Source organism: Neisseria wadsworthii 9715, from assembly GCF_000227765.1.
Taxonomy (GTDB): Bacteria; Pseudomonadota; Gammaproteobacteria; order Burkholderiales; family Neisseriaceae; genus Neisseria; species Neisseria wadsworthii.
The window spans coordinates 2111406-2127245 of the sequence record NZ_JH165159.1; the positions used below are offsets into that span (position 1 = coordinate 2111406).

At 52.9% G+C, this 15840-nt stretch carries 19 protein-coding genes; 9 read left to right on the forward strand and 10 right to left on the reverse strand.

All coding sequences use genetic code 11. The features are described from left to right. Positions 1-26: 26 nt before the first annotated feature. Positions 27-914 carry a 50S ribosomal protein L11 methyltransferase gene (gene prmA, locus HMPREF9370_RS09825; RefSeq protein ID WP_009117341.1) on the forward strand — a complete coding sequence of 296 codons (888 nt, stop codon included), beginning with the start codon at positions 27-29 and terminating at the stop codon, positions 912-914. Positions 915-964: 50 nt separating this feature from the next. Here the strand turns inward: prmA and HMPREF9370_RS12525 are convergent, their stop codons facing one another. From HMPREF9370_RS12525 to HMPREF9370_RS09835, 3 genes are all read right to left on the reverse strand, one after another. Next, entirely contained in the window at positions 965-1087 is a 123-nt protein-coding gene (locus HMPREF9370_RS12525; RefSeq protein ID WP_009117342.1) for a hypothetical protein, read from the reverse strand. Positions 1088-1194: 107 nt separating this feature from the next. After that, on the reverse strand, positions 1195-2157 hold the full coding sequence (locus HMPREF9370_RS09830) for a hypothetical protein (RefSeq protein WP_009117343.1): 963 nt from the start codon (positions 2155-2157) through the stop codon (positions 1195-1197). An 85-nt stretch (positions 2158-2242) separates the two neighbouring features. Then, the gene (locus tag HMPREF9370_RS09835) at positions 2243-2698 is read right to left on the reverse strand and encodes a c-type cytochrome (protein WP_009117344.1); all 456 of its coding nucleotides are present in this window, start codon (positions 2696-2698) and stop codon (positions 2243-2245) included. Positions 2699-2780: 82 nt separating this feature from the next. Between HMPREF9370_RS09835 and HMPREF9370_RS09840 the strand changes: the two genes are divergently transcribed. The 3 genes from HMPREF9370_RS09840 (at position 2781) to HMPREF9370_RS09850 (ending at position 5016) form a co-directional block, all read left to right on the forward strand. After that, positions 2781-3527, forward strand: a complete 747-nt coding sequence (locus tag HMPREF9370_RS09840) for an SDR family oxidoreductase (protein WP_009117345.1) — start codon at positions 2781-2783, stop codon at positions 3525-3527. Between the two features lie 107 nt (positions 3528-3634). Beyond that, a complete protein-coding gene (locus tag HMPREF9370_RS09845; RefSeq protein WP_009117346.1) occupies positions 3635-4102 on the forward strand; it encodes a Fur family transcriptional regulator in 468 nt (155 codons plus the stop codon). Then, the gene (locus HMPREF9370_RS09850) at positions 4090-5016 is read left to right on the forward strand and encodes a CobW family GTP-binding protein (protein WP_009117347.1); all 927 of its coding nucleotides are present in this window, start codon (positions 4090-4092) and stop codon (positions 5014-5016) included. The genes HMPREF9370_RS09845 and HMPREF9370_RS09850 overlap by 13 nt, the downstream gene beginning before the upstream one ends. Before the next feature lie 192 nt (positions 5017-5208). On the opposite strand, the gene trpB is transcribed toward HMPREF9370_RS09850, so the two are convergent. From trpB to HMPREF9370_RS09865, 3 genes are all read right to left on the reverse strand, one after another. Continuing rightward, positions 5209-6411 (reverse strand): tryptophan synthase subunit beta, encoded by a 1203-nt coding sequence (trpB, locus tag HMPREF9370_RS09855; RefSeq protein WP_009117348.1) that lies wholly within the window; start codon positions 6409-6411, stop codon positions 5209-5211. 152 nt (positions 6412-6563) lie between these two features. After that, positions 6564-6857, reverse strand: coding sequence for a hypothetical protein (locus HMPREF9370_RS09860; RefSeq protein WP_009117349.1), 294 nt, complete (start codon positions 6855-6857; stop codon positions 6564-6566). A 191-nt stretch (positions 6858-7048) separates the two neighbouring features. Next, complete coding sequence (locus HMPREF9370_RS09865) at positions 7049-7672, reverse strand: phosphoribosylanthranilate isomerase (RefSeq protein ID WP_009117350.1); 624 nt, start codon at positions 7670-7672, stop codon at positions 7049-7051. A 233-nt stretch (positions 7673-7905) separates the two neighbouring features. On the opposite strand from HMPREF9370_RS09865, the gene HMPREF9370_RS09870 reads away from it, so the two are divergent. From HMPREF9370_RS09870 to nusB, 4 genes are all read left to right on the forward strand, one after another. Continuing rightward, entirely contained in the window at positions 7906-8787 is an 882-nt protein-coding gene (locus tag HMPREF9370_RS09870) for a DMT family transporter (protein WP_009117351.1), read from the forward strand. 39 nt (positions 8788-8826) lie between these two features. Further along, complete coding sequence (locus HMPREF9370_RS09875) at positions 8827-9147, forward strand: DUF2185 domain-containing protein (protein ID WP_009117352.1); 321 nt, start codon at positions 8827-8829, stop codon at positions 9145-9147. Positions 9148-9222: 75 nt separating this feature from the next. Next, a complete protein-coding gene (ribH, locus tag HMPREF9370_RS09880) occupies positions 9223-9690 on the forward strand; it encodes a 6,7-dimethyl-8-ribityllumazine synthase (RefSeq protein WP_009117353.1) in 468 nt (155 codons plus the stop codon). 59 nt (positions 9691-9749) lie between these two features. Next, a complete protein-coding gene (gene nusB, locus HMPREF9370_RS09885) occupies positions 9750-10175 on the forward strand; it encodes a transcription antitermination factor NusB (protein WP_009117354.1) in 426 nt (141 codons plus the stop codon). Positions 10176-10422: 247 nt separating this feature from the next. Here the strand turns inward: nusB and msrAB are convergent, their stop codons facing one another. Together msrAB and HMPREF9370_RS09895 are read right to left on the reverse strand one after the other, a co-directional pair. Continuing rightward, complete coding sequence (gene msrAB / locus HMPREF9370_RS09890) at positions 10423-12003, reverse strand: bifunctional peptide-methionine (S)-S-oxide reductase MsrA/peptide-methionine (R)-S-oxide reductase MsrB (protein WP_009117355.1); 1581 nt, start codon at positions 12001-12003, stop codon at positions 10423-10425. A gap of 135 nt (positions 12004-12138) precedes the next feature. Then, entirely contained in the window at positions 12139-13008 is an 870-nt protein-coding gene (locus HMPREF9370_RS09895; RefSeq protein WP_009117356.1) for an ATP-binding protein, read from the reverse strand. Between the two features lie 286 nt (positions 13009-13294). On the opposite strand from HMPREF9370_RS09895, the gene HMPREF9370_RS11665 reads away from it, so the two are divergent. Further along, a complete protein-coding gene (locus HMPREF9370_RS11665) occupies positions 13295-14089 on the forward strand; it encodes an OmpA family protein (protein WP_009117358.1) in 795 nt (264 codons plus the stop codon). 69 nt (positions 14090-14158) lie between these two features. Here HMPREF9370_RS11665 and HMPREF9370_RS12530 read toward each other — a convergent pair whose 3' ends face one another. Further along, positions 14159-14776, reverse strand: coding sequence for a phospholipase D-like domain-containing protein (locus HMPREF9370_RS12530; RefSeq protein ID WP_009117359.1), 618 nt, complete (start codon positions 14774-14776; stop codon positions 14159-14161). A 21-nt stretch (positions 14777-14797) separates the two neighbouring features. After that, positions 14798-15688: a phospholipase D-like domain-containing protein gene (locus HMPREF9370_RS12535; RefSeq protein WP_009117360.1), complete on the reverse strand. Its 891-nt coding sequence runs from the start codon at positions 15686-15688 to the stop codon at positions 14798-14800. Positions 15689-15840: the final 152 nt, after the last annotated feature.

Sequence of the window (15840 nt, forward strand, 5' to 3'; positions counted from 1 at the left end):
CAACATAAACACCCCGGACACATCTCATGGCATACCAACAAATCACCATTTTCGTACACGAACGCATCGCCGAGCCCCTTTCCGATGCCCTGATGGAGCACGGCGCGCTTTCCACCGCCATCGAAGACGCCTACGCAGACACCGAAAAGGAAGAAGCAATCTTCGGCGAGCCGGGTATGCCCACCGGCCAAATATGGCAGCGCAGCAAAATCATCGCCCTATTCAACAAACAAGACAATGTTTCAAACATTCTGGCCGCCGCATCACAAGCCATCAATATCGAGCCGCCTGCATTCGAATCCGAGTTACTGCCCGAGCAAGACTGGGTACGCCTCACACAATCCCAGTTCGACCCCATCAAAATTTCCGACCGCCTGTGGATTACCCCCTCATGGCACGCAGCACCGGATACCAACGCTGTCAACCTCCAGCTTGACCCCGGCCTCGCATTCGGCACCGGCAGCCACCCCACCACCCGCCTTTGCCTGCAATGGCTGGACACCAACCTGAAAGGCGGAGAATCTGTGTTGGATTACGGCTGCGGCTCCGGCATTTTGGCCATTGCCGCCCTCAAGCTCGGCGCAGGCAGCGCAACCGGCGTGGACATTGACGAACAAGCCATTCTCGCCAGCAAAGAAAACGCCGTTCAAAACGAAACGGCCGCCGCATTTTACCTGCCCGACGAGTTGCTCGAAGGCAGCTTCGATATCGTGATTGCCAACATCCTTGCCAACCCGCTGCGTATGCTCGGCGACATGCTGGCTTCGCGCACCAAAACAGGCGGACGCATCGTGTTATCCGGCATTTTGGAAGAACAAGTAGAAGAAATGAGCGGCATTTACAGCCAATGGTTCGACATCGCCCCCGCCCAAATCGACAACGGCTGGGCCTGCCTCAGCGGCACCAAACGCTAACCCTAACCGCTTGAATATGCCTGTCTGAAAAGCGCTTTTTCAGACAGGCATTACTGTGCAACCGGCAAATCGCTTTCAAGCACTCCCCATAAACGATGCCTGTCTGAAAACGCTTTCAGACAGGCATTCATATCGTTATAGCCAACCAACTTACATAATAACAACACCGTCATACTCGGGCTTGACCCGAGTATCTCCTAAAGTTACTGAAACTCAAGATACTCGGGTCAAGCCCGAGTATGACGAGTGTACTATTTTTAAGTTGATTCGCTATACACCGCTAAAACAAAGCCTCAAACCGCAATAACGCGCCCACATGATGGCTGCGGTCTTGCTTTTTATCGTTTAGATAATTAACCTCGGTTTGCATAAACAGCCAGTCTTTCCAAACCGGTTGGCGCCAGCCGGCAAACGGGCCATAGCTATTGAGTTTGGCTTTGCGGTTTTTGATATCCCCTCCCGTATAAATGCCGTAGTTCAACCGCCTCATCCCTTCCAAATCATGCTGGCGGTAAAGACTGTTGCCCCAAGTCCACAGCTCTTCGTGATCGTGCTCATACTGCACGTGCAATTGATTGGCGATAAAAGGCTTGTTTTCCTCTCCGTGGCGTATTTCCCAGTTGGTACGCGCATGATGTTTGCTGTCCAGCCCGTAGCGGTAGATTTGTTCGACACGGGTATCCAGCTTGGGATTCAGCACCCATTCCTTGCCCAACTTAGCACGCGCGTAGATATCGTTGCCGGAGCGCACACCCAGATCAAAATCGGTTTCTATACCCAAACGCTTGGTTAAATCCGACCAGCGCAAAGCCAGTGATGCGTTATCGTCCCTGCTTTGGCGGCGGTCGAACGTTTTGCTTGAATGACGCGGCTGTTCGCTGTAAACATGCGCATTTTGCTGCGGCTCGTCATCCAGCGAATCGTCACCGAATATCACATTCAGGCGCTGCTCCAACACCGGCAATCTCACACGCCCGCGCACACGAGGCTTCACGGAAAAATCATCGTATTTGTTCCATTCCGTATCCAGCATCACCCGCAAGTTTGCACTGGCAGGGCGGTTTGGATCGGGCGTGCCGAACCAACCGTCCATATTATGCGCCAAGCCGCGTATGCCGCTCTGCACCGAACCGCGCTGACGGTCTATCCAAGTATCCTCTTCGGCCGCACCCATACCATCCGCCCATGCCGGCCATGCGGCCAAACCCAGCAGCAAAAGTGAATAATTACGGATTCTGTTCATGCGTTTGCTCCTTTTAGACAAGGTATTTTAATACTAGCAGCTTAAACATAATGCCTGTCTGAAATTTTTCAGACAGGCATTATGTTTAATTGCTTCTAAACACGCTGTGACAGGATTTGCAGCTTTCCCCGGTTTTCGCATAAGCTGCTTTGATGGCTTCAAAATCGCCGCTTTGCGCTTTCGCATTTAACTCGTCCACCGCGGCAATGAATTTTTCCTCTTCCGCTTTGAATTCGGCAGGTTTTTCCCACACAGCAGGCAGCGTGTAGCCGTTGCCTTCCGGATCATTTTGAAAGTGCTCGAAAGGCTTGCGTGCGTTTTGTGCAAACGTGGCGGCGTTCGCTTGGAATTTTGCCGCATCAAAATCTTCCTCGCCTTTTACCACTTTACCCATGCTCAGATATTCAGGCATCATGCTTTTAAACGCCGCGGTGCGCGATTCCGAAACCGGCCCTTTCGCGCCTACGCCCTCCCCGCTGCCGCCGCAACCGGCCAACAAGAAAACACCGACGGCCAATGCAGGTAATAATTTGAAATTCATTTTGCGTTCCTTTTAAATACTTAGAATAATTTTTCAGCTTGCGTATAATACCTGAAAACACGTTAAGAAAAAGGAGAAAATCATGGCTGTTTTAATCACAGGCGCATCGGCCGGTTTCGGCAAAGCAATGTGCGAAACCTTTGTTCGGGCGGGCTTCAAAGTCATCGGCGCAGCGCGGCGTTTGGATAAGCTGCAAGATTTGCAAAAAACATTGGGCGCGGGTTTCCACCCGCTGCAAATGGACATGGCCGACACCGCTTCCATTGATGCCGCCCTGCAAAGCCTGCCCGAAGATTTTGCCGAAATCGACTGCCTCATTAACAATGCCGGTTTGGCGCTGGGTTTGGATTTCGCCCCCGAAGCCGATTTCAACGACTGGCAGACCATGATTCAAACCAATGTTATCGGCCTAACCTACTTAACCCGCCAAGTGCTGCCGCAAATGGTGGCACGCAAAGACGGCTACATCATTAATATCGGCTCTATCGCCGGCACCTATCCCTATCCCGGCGGCAATGTTTACGGCGCCACCAAAGCGTTTGTGCGCCAGTTTTCCCTCAACCTGCGCGCCGATCTGCAAGGCACCGGCGTGCGCGTGAGCAATGTCGAGCCGGGCTTGTGCGGCGACACCGAGTTTTCCAACGTCCGCTTCAAAGGTGACAACGAGCGCGCGCAGAAGCTCTACGAAAACGTACAATTCATCAGCCCGCAAGACATCGCGAACACCGCCTTCTGGCTCTACAACAACCCGAAGCATATGAACGTGAATTCCATCGAAATCATGCCCGTGGCGCAAGCATTCGGCCCGCTGCCGGTAACCCGCGGCTGACGGATTGCCTTTACCGGATGCCTGTCTGAAAATACCTTTCAGACAGGCATCCGGTTATAATGAAACACCCTCGTTCATGATTATTCAGGCCTGCAGAAAGCAAACGGATGAACCAAAAACAAAAAATCCTCAACCGCTGCCGCGAAACCGGCGCCCAAGTTACCGCGTTGCGCGAGCAAGTGCTCGACTTGGTTTTACAGCAAAGCGGCGTGATCAAAGCCTACACCGTTTTATCGCTGATGCAGCAGCAAAGCGACACACCCGTGGCCCCGCCCACCGCCTACCGCGCGCTCGATTTCTGGGTGGAGCAAGGCGTGTTGCACAAAGTAGCTGCCGTAAACGGCTATGTTTTATGCAGCCACGCGCAACACGAATGCAGCAGCCATTGCCATGAAGATTCAATCAATCCGCACCATAGCGCCTTCATTTTGGTGTGCACCGAATGCGGCGCGGTTGACGAGCAATCGCTCAGCAAAGAATGGGCCGCACTGCAAAAAGCCGTGGCCGCCAGCGGCTTTGCCGTAAAAGAAGAACATGTGGTACTCACAGGAATATGCAAACAATGTCAAAAATAAAAAAAGCCAAAGTCCACCTTATTTCGGGCTTTCTCGGCACTGGCAAAACCACTGCCCTCAAAAGCCTGATGGCACAAAAAAATCCTGATGAAAAATGGGTGATTCTGGTGAACGAATTCGGCGAAATCGGCATCGATGGCGCCGTGTTAAGCGACAACGGCATCCCCGTAGCGGAAATCGCCGGCGGCTGCCTCTGCTGCGTGGCCGGCCCGCAGATGGGCAACACCATCAACCGCATGGTTACCGGCAACAAACCCGACCGCATCCTGATCGAAGCCAGCGGCCTCGCGCACGCCGCCACTGTAATCGACGAGCTCAAAGCCCCGCCTTTCGACCAAATGCTCGAAATCGGCGCCGTGTTTACCGTAGTTGACCCGCGTCAGTTTACCGACCCCGATTACGCCCAACAGGCGCTTTACAAAGACCAAATCGGCGTATGTGACGTGCTGGTCGCCAGCAAAACCGATTTGTGCACACCCGAACAAATGGCGGCATTCCGCGAGCAGGCGGCCAAACTGTTTCCGCCCAAAGCCAAAGTGGTTGAAGTGGACAACGCGCAAATGGACATCGCCTGGCTCGACATTCCCGTGGTCGAAAAATCGCGCTACCGCATCAAAGCCCTGCCGGACAACACCATGGGTTTCCAATCACAAGGCTTCACTTTCCCCGCCGACCGCGATTTCGACGGCGAAAAACTCACCAATTTTTTCAACGACCTGCCCAAAATGACCGAAGGCCTCGTGCGTGCCAAAGGCGTGTTCCGCGTACTCGGCACTTGGGTTTGGCTCAACTGGGTTGACGGGCAATGGGGAGCCAACCAAGTTTCATGGCGCCGCGACAGCCGCTTCGAACTGATTGCCAAATCGTTTGATGCCGATGCGATTGAGCAAAGGTTAAACGACGCATTGGAATAGCCCTGCAGCAAACACAATGCCTGTCTGAAAAAGTTTCAGACAGGCATTTTACATATTGCCAATAAACTTTATTTTTGTCGTGGTTTCGTCATACTCGGGTCAAGCCCGAGTATGACGGATGTGCTTAAGTTTAAAAGCAAACAATTGAAATAACAAAAATGCCTGTCTGAAACTTTTCAGACAGGCATTTGATCACAGCTCAATCCCTTTCAACTTAGCCACCGTATTAATATCCTTATCGCCCCGGCCGGACAAATTCACCAGTATCACTTGGTCTTTGCCCATTTTCGGCGCTTCGGCCACCGCCCACGCCAGCGCGTGGCTGGATTCCAGAGCGGGGATAATGCCTTCGTATTGGCACAGCAAATCAAAGGCTTCCAGCGCGGCATCGTCGTTGGCAGCATGGTATTCGACGCGGCCGATGTCGGCCAGATAGCTGTGCTCGGGGCCGATGCCGGGGTAATCCAAACCGGCGGATACGGAATGGGTGCCGACCACTTGGCCGTTTTCATCCTGCATCAGATAGCTGCGGAAACCGTGTAACACGCCGATCGGGGCTTTGCTGGTAATCGGCGCGGCATGTTCGTCTGTATCCACGCCTTTACCGCCCGCTTCCACGCCGACCAGGCGCACATTTTCTTCGCCGATATAGGGGTGGAACAAGCCGATGGCATTAGAACCGCCGCCCACGCAGGCCACGGCCACATCGGGCTGGCGGCCGATGGCTTCGAGCATCTGCTCTTTGGCTTCGTTGCCGATCACGCATTGGAAATCGCGCACCATTTCGGGATAAGGCGCGGGGCCGGCGGCGGTGCCGATGATGTAGAACGTATCGTCCACCCGCGCCACCCATTCGCGCATGGCTTCGTTCATGGCGTCTTTCAAAGTGCAGCTGCCGCTGTCCACGCCCACCACATTGGCACCCAGCAACTTCATGCGGAACACGTTCGGAGCTTGACGCTGAATGTCGTCCGCGCCCATATAAACGTGGCACTCCATGCCGAAACGCGCGGCCACCGTGGCACTCGCCACGCCGTGCTGGCCGGCGCCGGTTTCGGCAATCACGCGTTTTTTGCCCATGCGCTTGGCCAGCAATGCCTGACCGATGGTGTTGTTCACTTTATGCGCGCCGGTGTGGTTGAGGTCTTCGCGTTTAAGCCAAATTTGCGCGCCGCCGAGCTTTTCAGACAGGCGTTGTGCGTGGTAAACCGGACTGGGTCGGCCGACATAATGTTTCAAATCGGCACGGAACGCTTCCCAAAATGCGGGATCGTTTTTTGCTTCTTGGTATGCCTGCGCCAATTCCTGCAAGGCGGGAATCAGGGTTTCGGAAACATATATGCCGCCATGTTCGCCGAAAAATCCTTTGTTATCCGGGGCTTGGTAGTTTTGCATCGGGTGGGTTCCTAAATCAGTCAAACAATCAATCACGAGCGTATTATAAAAAACGCAGGCTGCATTATAAAGGAAACGCGGGCTTTGCCGTGCATTCTCCCTCCGAACCGGAGAAACCGAACGCTACATTCAGACAGGCCTGTCTGAACACATCAAAACATGCTGCGGTAAAAAACAAATTCATTCAGCTTAACCGCACTGTCGCTTTCTGTGCCGCAAATCTCCTGCATGCGATCAAACGCTTTTTGAAAACAGACCGACTCATAATCATGCAGGTCTCCCAGCGCCTCCCGCCATGCCTCCTGCGGCCATTTTGATTCCGCCTTCATAGCGGTAAGCAGGTGGCGGTAGAGCGGGTTTTTTTCCAATTCCTCCATATAGAATTCTTTAAAAATACTGTCGCTGTAAGGTACGTTCAAACTTTTACATGTTTGGTATTGAGTCATTATTGTTATCCTTTTTTTATTGTGTTTCCCATTTTTTCTTTTGATGAAACAAAAAGCATAGATTGTGTCAGTACGCTTTGTTTTATTTGGTTTCTATCAAGCCGCATTTCTTATGCCCATAAGCCGGCCCGCTTACCTCCTTTATCAAAATGTTATCAATCAACGCTTTCCGTATATTCTATCGGCTGTTTTCAAGCAACTTCCGACCGCACCGCCTCTAAAAAAGCCGCCATTTTTTCACGCGATTTAATCCCCGGTGCGCTTTCGACCCCGCTGGACACATCCACCGCCCGAGCGCCTGTGATACGCAGCGCCCGGCTGATATTTTCAGGGTTGAGGCCGCCGGAAAGTATCCAATGTCCGCCTAATCCGGCGGGCAGCATCTTCCAATCAAAGCTATGCCCCGTGCCGCCGTATTCGCCTTCGATGTGTGCGTCAAACAGCACGGCGCGCGCATCGGGGTAAGCTGCGGCCGCTGCCGCAATATCATCGGCATTGCGCACGCGGACGGCTTTCAGATAAGGGCGGTCAAACAAGCGGCAGAATTCGGCAGGCTCATCGCCGTGAAACTGAATCATGTCTATCGGCACTTCAGTCAAAATTTGGCGGATGCGCGCTTCCGTTTCGTTCACAAACAAGGCCACCACGCTCACAAACGGCGGCAGCACGCGCACAATCTGCTGCGCCTGTTCAACCGAAACATGCCGCTTGCTGCCTTCAAAAAACACCAGCCCCACCGCATCCGCGCCCAGCTCGGCTGCCGTGCGCGCATCTTCCGGGTGGGTAAAACCGCAGATTTTGGTACGGATTGTCATGATTTTTCCTTAAGTTTCTCAAATATATCGTGCAGGGCTTGATTCGGGTATGACGCATACGCTATGTTTGAGCCGCTTTCCCTGTAGTGGCTTATTTATGCCGGATATGTTAGCTTTCGGCCATACCTGTCTGAACGCTTTTTCAGACAGGCATTCCCTAAAAGCTTTCCGACTGGCTCTATTTTACTTATACCAGCATTTTTTTTCAAAAAATTACTTTTATTTTTTTCGCTATGAATATGCAGAAATACGCCGCACCCGGCTTGGTTACAGGCAGCATCGTATTCGGCATGGGCAGCGTGATTGTTGCAACCGTGCCCGTGGGCGCTTACGCCATCGCATTTTGGCGGCTCTGCATCGCCGGCATCATTTTCTGGCTGCTCGCCCGCAGATTCGGGCAGCGGCTGCCCCAATCGAAAAAAGCCCTGTGCTACGGGCTGGTTGCCGGTGCATTTCTCGGCATAGACCTCTCGCTTTGGCATGAAAGCGTTTATGCCGTCGGCCCCGGCATTTCTACCCTGCTCAACAGCCTGCAGATTTTCTTTTTGGCCGCTATTGGTTTTTTCCGGTTTGGCGAAAAACAAAGCAGACTGCAGCTGGCCAGCCTGTTTATCGCCATAACCGGTGTAGCCTTGATCGGCAGCCCTGAATTCAGCCGCAACCACAATGCCGCCTGGGGCTTTATCAGCGGCATTTTATCGGGTGCCATGCTGGCGGCATCTATGGTTTATGTACGCAAAACCCACGAAACCGAACCCACGCCGCTGTTTGCTTTAATGATGTTGGTAAGTTTGGGCGGTATGGCGGCAGCGTTGCCGCCCGCGCTGATATTCAATACCGACTCACTCTTTCCCGCCACCTTGCACGATATCGGCTTGGTTTTGATTTACGGCGCGGTGATGCAGTGTTTCGCATGGGGGCTGATTGCCTATGCCGTGCCGCTGCTGCCGCTGGCGCTGACCGGTTTGCTGCTTTTGAGCGAACCCGTAGCCGCACTTTTCATTGATTATTTCTTTCTCGGCAGAACCATCAACGGCCTGCAATGGAGCGGCGCAGCGTTAACCATGTTGGCGATTTATCTGGGCTCGCTCAAGCCGAAACCGCCCAAAGCATGATAAAATCAAGCCCTTTTCAGCACCATTTCCTCAACGCGTATGAACAAATTCGCCAACGCCCTTTCCGCCGCACTCGAACGCTGCGTTGCCAGCAAAACCATCACTGAAGAAAAACAGCCGGTTGGCTTTGCATACCGCGAAGCCCCCGTGTTTGAACACGACAGCGGCTGGCGCTTTTTCAGGGGCAACGAAACCGACGAATACACCGACAATCCCAACAACTTCACCGTGTGCGGCATCAACGAAATCACCGACCGCTGCCCCGCCCTGCTGCCGATTCTCCAAGAAACCGCAGGCGCATGGGAAGCCGACGAAGAAGGCCGTTTTGTTCCAGCAACCGATTGGCAGCCCCAAGAATAAACTTTTTTCAGACAGGCATACCAATCGAATGCCTGTCTGAAACATCTGATTCCCCTTTCAAAACAAGGAAAAACAATGAACATCATCCAACCGAACCTCAACGGCAAAGACCTGCGCATCGGCATTGTGCAGGCGCGCTTCACCAACGAAGTAGGCAGCGCCATGGTTGACGTGGCCGTGAAAAAGCTGCAAGAACTCGGCGTGTCGCCCGACAACATCACCCTCGCCACCGTGCCCGGCGCATTGGAAGTGCCGATTGTGCTGATGAACCTTGCCAGCTCGCAGCGCTTCGACGCCCTGATTGCCATCGGCGCCATCATCCGCGGCGAAACCTACCATTTCGAGCTGGTCGCCAACGAATCCGGAGCCGCCGTAACCCGCGTCGGTTTGGACTACAACATCCCGATTGCCAACGCTATCCTCACCACCGAAAACGACGAACAAGCGCACGCCCGTATCGTGGAAAAAGCCACCGATGCCGCCATTGTCGCCGTGGAATGCGGCAATCTGGTAAATTTGCTGCTGTCTGAACAAGACGACTAACATTTAGTTAGAGGCAGAATGCCTGCCCGCAAAAAATCAAATCTTAAGAAGGAAAACCCATGAAAACCCCACGCCGCCGCGCCCGCGAGTTTGCCGTGCAGGCACTCTACCAAGCCGCGCTCAATCAAGCCGGCGCACCTGAAACCGCCAAGAACATCCGCGAAAGCCAGGATTTTGCTAAAGCAGACGACGCTTTGTTTACTGCCCTCTTTTTCGGCGCAGCCAACAAGCAAAGCGAATACATGCAGATTATCCGCCCGCTGCTCGACCGAGACGAAAAAGACGTCAACCCCGTTGAGCGCGCCGTATTGCTGATGGCCTGCCACGAACTTTCGGCCATGCCCGAAACGCCGTATCCGGTTATCATCAACGAAGCCATCGAAGTTACCAAAACTTTCGGCGGCACCGACAGCCACAAGTTCATCAACGGCATCCTCGACAAACTGGCCGCCCAACTGCGCCCGAACGACCCCAAACGCAGCTGAAGCCCGTTTGATAAAACACATGCCTGTCTGAAACGAGCAAAGCAAGTTTTCAGACAGGCATGTTTGTTTTTAAACACGCAATGCGATAGTCGGGCGGCATTTCTATCCGACATCAGAAAAGCCCGCTCTCGTCATACTCGGGCTTGCCCCGAGTATGACGTTGTTGTTATCTAAACGGATTGACTATATATCCAGCACAATGCCTGTCTGAAAACTTTTTCAGACAGGCATTGCTATCCCCTCTCCCTTATTTCACCAAAGCTTTCAAATGCCCGTAGCCTTCGGCGTCCATTTTATCCACAGGCACGAAGCGCAGGCTGGCGCCGTTGATACAGTAGCGCAAGCCGCCTTTGTCTTTCGGGCCGTCGGGGAAAACGTGGCCCAAGTGTGAATCGGCGGCGCGGCTGCGCACTTCTACACGCTGCATGTTGTAGCTGTTGTCTTCATGTTCGGTTACCGCGGCGGCTTCAATCGGGCGGGTGAAGCTCGGCCAGCCGCAGCCGGAGTTGTATTTGTCGGCGGAGCTGAACAGAGGCTCGCCGCTGACAACATCTACATAAATGCCCGGCGCGAAAAGATGATCGTATTCGTGGCTGAAAGCGTATTCCGTGCCGCTTTGCTGGGTAACGCGGTATTGCTCGGCGGTCAGCTTGCTTTTCAGCTCGTTGTCGCTGGGCTTGCGGTAAGCTGCGGCATCGAAACCTTTTTTATCGGCAAGCGCGCTTTTTCCGGGCAGCGGCTCATCGGCTTTACGGATGTCGATATGGCAATAGCCGTTGGGGTTTTTTAGCAGGTAATCCTGATGGTATTCCTCGGCTTCGTGAAACTGGGCCAAAGGCAGGTTTTCCACCACCAGCGGTTTGCCGTATTTTTTCTGCTCTTTTGCCAGCGCGGCGGCAATGGTTTCCTGCTCGGCCGCATCGGTGTAATACACGCCGGTGCGGTATTGCGTGCCGGTGTCGTTGCCTTGTTTGTTGAGGCTGGTCGGGTCAACCACGCGGAAATAGTATTGCAAAATATCGTCTAGGCTTAGCTTGTCGGCATCGTAGGTAACTTTCACGGTTTCGGCGTGGCCGGTGTTGCGGTAAACCACGTCTTCGTAAGATGGTTTGCTATCGGTTTTGCCGTTGGCATAGCCGGATACGGCGTCAACCACGCCGTTGATGCGTTGGAAATAGGCTTCCAGGCCCCAGAAGCAGCCGCCGGCCAGATAGATGGTTCGGGTATTCATCGTTACGGATTCCTTTTTCTCTGATTTGTAAAATGTGTTTTGCAGTTTGCCCAAATCGGCTTCAGGGTTTTCCAACAATGCCAAAGCCTGCGCTTCGTTGATGCGCCCTTTGATGATGCGGGCGACTTTGCCGTTTTTATCCAATAATGCCCAAGAGGGGTAAACGCCGATATTCAGGCTTTGCGCCAGCTTGCCGCCGGGATCGGACAGCACCGGCAATGCGGGGTAATTCAAGCCTTTATACCATGCTTCGAAATCGCCGGCGGCTTTTTCGCCCAGATAGCCGGGCGACGCCACGGTAACCAAATTAGCGTTTTTAAAACGCGGGTCTTTTACCCATGCTTCGGTCGGCTCCAATTCAGACAGGCACAGCGGACACCAGCTCGCCCAAAACTTCACCAAAGTAGGCTTGCCTGCCTGAATGTACTTGGTTGCAGGCTTTCCCGCCGTATCGTGCAGCACGGATAAAGCGGCCACCGGTTTTTCCGTTACCCGCTCCGCGCCTGCCTGCGGCAAGTACCAAATCAACGCAAAAGCCGTGGCGGCGGAAGCGGCCAGCAATGCAAACTTTTTAGCATGTTTAAACCGCGGTTCCATCTTGAATATGCTCCTTAATCAATCAATTGAGGTTGATGCTGTTTGGTTAGACGGAATGCCTGTCTGAATTCTTATAATCCGGCCCGGCTTTTACACTTCTGAACATTGCCGCCCGAACCTGCCGGCAACCCAACCTCAATCCGGCACCCGCTGCCCGGGCAGCCTGCCCGCCCAGTCGCACACAAATTGCCAAGCGGTGCGGCCGGAGCGGCTGCCGCGGGTTTGCGCCCATAAAAGCGCGGCATGGCGGGCGGTTTCATCAAAAGGCAGTTCAAACACCTGCAGCCAGTTTTCCACCGCCTGCAAATATTCGTTTTGGCTGAAAGGGTAAAAGCTCAACCACAAGCCGAAGCGGTCGGAAAGCGATACTTTTTCTTCCACCGCTTCTTTCGGATGGATTTCGCCACGTGCGCCGTTTTCGCCGCCTATGTTCTCATCCATATATTCCGGCATCAGGTGGCGGCGGTTGGATGTGGCATACACCAAAACATTTTCACAACGCAGCGACAAGCCGCCGTCGAGCGCGGTTTTCAGGGCTTTATAAGCATGTTCGCCGTCTTCAAACGACAAATCGTCGCAAAACACAATAAACTTCTCCGGCCTATGCTGCAAAATCGCGAGCAGCGCAGGCAGCGTGGCCAAATCGGTTTTGTCCACTTCAATCAGGCGTAGCCCTTGCTCCGCATATTCGTGCAGCAAAGCTTTTACCAATGAAGACTTACCTGTGCCGCGCGCACCTGTCATCAACACATTATTGGCCGTGCGCCCGCTTAAAAACTGCTCCGTATTGCGCACCAGTTTCGCCGTTTGCCCCTCCACCGCCGCCAACCGGCTTAAGGAGAAGGTGTGCGGATTAGGCAGGCTCTCGAGCACGCCTTTCTTGCCGATGCTCTGCCAACGGTAAGCCAATGCATGCCAGTCCGGCTCTTTCGTTTCCGGCGGCAACACCGCGTCCAAACGGTTTAACACGGAAGAAGCTTGTTTTAAAAATTGTTTCAGTTTCACAATCTGCCCTTTCAGACAGGCATTACCAGCATGTCAATAAAAAAATACAAACGGTTTGAATTTCACGACCAAGCAGCCAAGCAAATGAAGCAAATATGTTTTGCGGCTACATCATTTGAGCGTTTTCGGGTATGATAACCCTATAAGAAATGTTTACACAAACCAAAACATACCAACATAAACTTTACTTTCTTTATTAGACTCAATAAATTAAGTTTTTTCCAAACCACTACGGGCAGCTTTACTCAATATCGAATCTCAACGTATTTCATTCAGGAGTGTGTCGATGAACAAAAAAGCCCTCACCCTTTCTGCCTCTTTGCTGTTTTTGGCTGCTTGTCAGTATTCCCATGTGCAAACTTTCGACCACAAAATGCCGCATGCTTGGGAATATGTGCCGATTAAATATCAGGCGCCGCAACCGGTTGTTCAACAAGAGCCGAAGGAGCTGAAAAAATTCACGCTGGATGCCGCCTCCCTGTTTGATTTCAACAAGTCCGACATCTCCGTAAAAGGCACCGCGCAAACCCAAAGCATTGCCGGAGAAATCATTAACAACCTGCCTTATGTACGCAGCATTCATGTAAGCGGCTATACCGACCCCACCGGCAACACCGAAGCCAACCGCGCCCTCTCGCAAGCACGCGCGCAAGCCGTGGCGCGGGTATTGGAAAGCAGCGGCGTACCCGCCAAGTTGATTCAAACCGAAGGCCGCGGCAGCAGCAATCTGGTTGTGGAAGATTGTAACGAGCGCTTCGCCAAAAACAAAGCCCGCCGCGACGAATGCAATATGCCCAACCGCCGCGTGGAAATTTCCGTGGTCGGAATTGCCCGCCAACCCGGCATCCCCACAATGATAGACAGCAAGCGCTACCAGCCCGAGCCGCCCAAAGGCTCGCAACCCACCGTTACCACCCGCCCCGACGGCCTAATCGAGCGCATCGAACCCGCTCCGCAGCCCCACCTGCCCGTTCAAGTGGATACTCCGGAAGGCACCACACCGCGCATCAGCAGCCAAACCCAAGTCCGTGAAAACGGCTGGGTGGAAACCGTAGTCGGTACACAGCCTGTGAAGCGCTGATCAATCCCCCCAACAAACCAAATGCCTGTCTGAAAAAGTTTTCAGACAGGCATTCATCTGCATCCCCAATCAAAGCAGCCATTCAATCGGCAATTTTGACGCAACCCAAACAGTTACCCGATGCACCCATGTGCTGTGCGGTTCGTCGTTATAAACCACTTCCCGCCCGTTTTCCCCGGTACGCCATTGCAGGCCGCCTTTATCACCCGCCTCAACCATATAGGTGTATTGGTGCTTTCCGGCCTTCAAACCTTTGCCCAATTGCGCCGCCAATTCTTCATTGTCAACCATCAAGCCCATTTCCGTATTCAAAATCGCCGAGCGCGGGTCCATACTGAACGAACCGACAAACAAATACCGCCCGTCCACAGAAAACGTTTTCGCATGCAAACTCGCGCCGCTGCTACTGCCTAAAAAGTGGTTGCTTTTCGGCCGGACAGTAGCATCCGCTTTCAATTCATAAAGCGCCACCCCGCCTTTGAGCAAGTCTTTCCGATACTTGGCGTAGCCCGAATGAACCACCGCTACATCATTTGCCGCCAACGAATTAGTCAACACCGCCACATTGCCGCCTTTTTCAGCCACACCGTTGAGCAGAGCCGTGCCCCGTTTCCCGGGCACAAAATAAGGCGAAACAATCAACAATTCTTTCTCCGCACCTGCCATAATCGGAGCAATCTTCGCCATCACCGTATCCTTCGCCAGCGCCTAATTGTGCACCTTGGCCGGATCGTCGCTGATCAACTGCGTTTTCGTCCACACCAGCGGCAAATTGCCTGCGCGTAAATGCCCCGCAAAATCAGATTCCACCAATGCTTTCAGATAGGCTTGGGTAACAGGATCGCCGGAAGGCACGGTATCCAAATCCCCCGCCTGAATCTTGCCCGTAATCGTTTCCAAAGGATAAGCCGCCATATCCGCCCAATAGCGGTCGAAGTCTTCCGAAACATCCTCAGCAGCCTTGCCCACCGCAGCAACATCCAAATCCGCAAACAACACACCGCTGCCCACGTCAAAATATTCATCACCGATATTGCGGCCGCCCACAATGCTGACCACACTGTCGGCAGTAAACGATTTATTATGCATACGGCGGTTTAAACGGAAAAAATCACTCAGAAACCCCAAAAGGCGGAAACCGCGCTGCATAAAAGGGTTAAACAGGCGCACTTCAATATTCGGATGGCTGTTTAAAGCCGCAAGCAGGCCGTCCATACCCGCCATAGTATTGTCATCCAATAACATCCGCACACGCACCCCGCGGTCAGCCGCCTTTTTCAAGCTCTGCATCAACAAACGGCCGGAAACATCATCGTGCCATATGTAATACTGCACATCTATCGAATACTGGGCGTTCTCGGCCAAAGCCAGGCGCGCAGCAAAAGCATCACGCCCGCCGGCCAAAGGATACAAACCACTCTCCCCCTTGTGCGCCGCCACCTCACGAACCAAATGCTTGGCCATATTACCCTCGGGATTCACCGGCAAACGTGTCGACTCTTTGCGCCCAACATTTTCAGGCAGGCTTTTATAAGTGATCAAAGCAGTAAGCAGCACGCCAACCGCCAGTATCACAATAATCCATAAAATTTTGAGCATTCAATACCTTCTCTCTGTTGCATGTAATTTCACAATTTATGTTATCGGATTATAACAGGCATAAAAAAACAGCCCGAAAATTGGGCACAATGAGACTTAAATCATAGGTTTAAATTATTGGTTTTAGTATATATTTTATTTCCATATTTAAT